Here is a 2,666-nt window from a genome sequence, read left to right as displayed (position 1 = left end):
GTCCAGCCGTGGTAATCGAGCGACAGCGGTTCCTCGGTCCGCGCCCGCCAGCCCGACAGGTCCTCGCGCGCCAGAAGGGCGCGGTGGCGCTGGCCGGTCACGTCGGCGACCTCAGCGGTTTCGACGAAACCGGCAATGGCCTCGGCGACGAAGCCGTCCGACCAGATGGCGCGGGCGGCCTCGATCTGGCCCAGCCGGTCGTCGGATGCGGCCTCGGCCTCGGCCACGATGCGCTGCCAGGTGGCGGCAAGGTCGGGGTTGCGGAAGATCGCACCCGGCTCGGGCGCCTCGCCAGCCGGCATGAACACCGCCGCCGAACTGGGCCATTCGTCGCGCAGGAAGGCGTCGATGCCCTTGATGGTGTTGGCCACGCGCGGCAGCAGGGGATGGCCGTCGCGGGCGTGAAAGATCGCGGGCTCCATCACCTCGCGCAGGGTCAGGCTGCCGCCTTCGGCCAGCAGCTTCATCCAGCCGTCGAAGGCCCCCGGCACGACCGTCGCCAGCAGCCCCGATCCGGGGATCAGCGTCAGGCCAAGATCGCGCATCGCCGCAATGGTCGCGGCCTTCGGCGCAGGCCCCTGCCCGCAGATCACCTGCGGCTCACCGTCAGCCTTGCGCCAGATCACCGGCAGGTCGCCCGCCGGGCCGTTCAGATGCGGCTCGACCACCTGCAGCACCAGGCCCGTCGCCACCGCCGCGTCGATGGCGTTGCCGCCGCGTTCCAGAACGCCCATGCCGGCGGCCGAGGCGATCCAGTGGGTCGATGCAACGGTGCCGAAGGTGCCCCGGATCTCGGGCCGGGTGGTGAAGTCGCTCATCGTCAGTCCCTTTGGTTTATTGTCATTCGCGGGGGTCGAGCGCGTCGCGCAGACCGTCGCCCAGAAGGTTGAAGCCCAGCACGACCAGGAAGATCGCAAGCCCCGGCCACAGCGCCAGCCATGGCGCCTGCGCCATGAAGTTCTTGGCCGTGTTCAGCATCGACCCCCAAGACGGCGCGGGCGGCTGCTGCCCTAGCCCAAGGAAGGACAGCGAGGCTTCCGCGATGATCGCGGCGGCGACCGTCAGCGTGGCCTGAACGAGGATGGGGGGCATGGCATTGGGCAGGATATAGCGGGTCAGGATGCGGCGGGTGGACAGGCCGATGGCATGGGCGCCCTCGACGTAATCCTCGGCCCGGATGTTGATGACCTGCCCCCGCGTCAGCCGCACGAAGATCGGCGTGGCCGAGATCCCGATGGCGATCATGGCGTTGGTCAGGCTGGGGCCGAGGAAGGCCGCCAGCGCGATGGCGAGGATCAGGAACGGCACCGCCAGCAGCGCCTCGGTGCAGCGCGAGATGACCGCGTCGGTCCAGCCGCCGAAATAACCCGCCAGCACGCCCAGCGGCACGCCTAGCAAAATGGCAATGCCGACCGAGACGATGCCCGCCAGCACCGAGGCCCGCGCCCCCCAGATCATGCGGGACAGCACGTCACGGCCGATCTCGTCGGTGCCCAGCGGATGGGCGGCGCTTGGGGCCTGCCGCACGGCGGCCCAGTCGGTCGCCGCAGGATCGGGGATCGGCAGCAGGGGCGCCAGCAGCGCGATCAGCAGGAAGGCCCCCACGATGATCGCCCCCAGGATCGCGCTGCGATGGGTGCGGAACTTGCGCCAGCTTCGCCGGGCGGGGGTGTCGATGACGGGCGCGACGGTGCGCGCGGCGATCGCCTCGTTCGCCATCACGCCGCCCTCAGGCGGGGATTGAGAAGGATATACAGCATGTCGGCCACAAGGTTCATCAGGATGAAGCCCACCGCCGTCACCATCACCACGCCCTGCACGACGGCGTAGTCACGGGTGAAGACGGCATCGACCACCAGCTTGCCGAAGCCGGGGATGGTGAAGATCTGTTCCGTCAGCACCGCGCCCGCGATCAGCTCGCCGAAGAGCAGCGCGGTCAGGGTGACGATCGGGGTCAGCGCGTTGCGGAAGGCGTGGCGCATGACGACGCGGCGTTCCGGCACGCCCTTGGCGCGGGCGGTGCGGACATAGTCCTGCTTCAGCACCCCCAGCATGGACGACCGCGTGTGCCGCATCAGCGCGCCCGCAAGCCCCGTGCCCAGCACGAAGGCCGGCATGATCATGGTGCGCATGGACTGCACGAAATCCTCGGTCGGTGGCACATAGCCCGAGGCGGGCAGAAGCTGCCAGCGGACCGAGACCAGCATGATCAGCAGGATGCCCAGCCAGAAGTTCGGCACCGACATGCCCGACAGCGCCACCATGTTCGCGGCATAGTCGGTCAGCGTGCCCTTGCGGACCGCCGAGAGGATGCCCGCGGGGATGCCGATCACCAGCGCAATCAGCAGCGCCATGACGCCAAGCTGCAGCGTCACCGGCAGCTTCTGCAGGATCAGTTCCGTCACCGGCTGGCCGGTCCTGAGCGACATCCCCAGGTCGCCCTGCAGGGCCGCCGTCAGCCAGTTGAAATATTGCACCGGCAGCGGGTCGTTCAGGCCGAGCTGCTCGCGGATCGCGGCCAGTGCGATGGGGTCGCGTTCCTCGCCCGCCATCGCCAGCACCGGGTCGCCCGGCAGCAGTTTCTGCAGCGCGAAGACGAAGACCGAGATCAGCAGGATCGTCGGGATGGCGGTCAGCACGCGCCGCAGGAAAAGGTTGAGCATGGG

Annotated in this window: 3 protein-coding genes; all 3 read right to left on the bottom strand. The window is 69.2% G+C overall.

Going from position 1 to position 2,666, the window contains the following annotated elements; all coding sequences use genetic code 11:
* Positions 1 to 818 (bottom strand): gamma-glutamyltransferase (locus Q4F04_RS07000; protein WP_303369119.1); only part of this gene is annotated, 818 nt, incomplete at its 3' end.
* A 22-nt stretch (positions 819 to 840) separates the two neighbouring features.
* The gene (locus Q4F04_RS06995) at positions 841 to 1,719 is read right to left on the bottom strand and encodes an ABC transporter permease (RefSeq protein WP_303369118.1); all 879 of its coding nucleotides are present in this window, start codon (positions 1,717 to 1,719) and stop codon (positions 841 to 843) included.
* Positions 1,719 to 2,666, bottom strand: a 948-nt coding sequence (locus Q4F04_RS06990) for an ABC transporter permease (RefSeq protein WP_303369117.1), incomplete at its 5' end; no start/stop codon positions are given. The genes Q4F04_RS06995 and Q4F04_RS06990, both read right to left, overlap by 1 nt.

It is taken from the genome of Paracoccus sp. (in: a-proteobacteria) (genome assembly GCF_030536915.1).
Lineage (GTDB): Bacteria > Pseudomonadota > Alphaproteobacteria > Rhodobacterales > Rhodobacteraceae > Paracoccus.
Note: the sequence above shows the minus strand (reverse complement) of the source record. Positions and strands in the feature narration are given on the sequence as shown.

Excerpts from the sequence above, each read along its gene's own strand:
- Q4F04_RS06995 (WP_303369118.1), bottom strand. The coding sequence starts at position 1,719 with ATGGCGAACGAGGCGATCGCCGCGCGCACCGTCGCGCCCGTCATCGAC.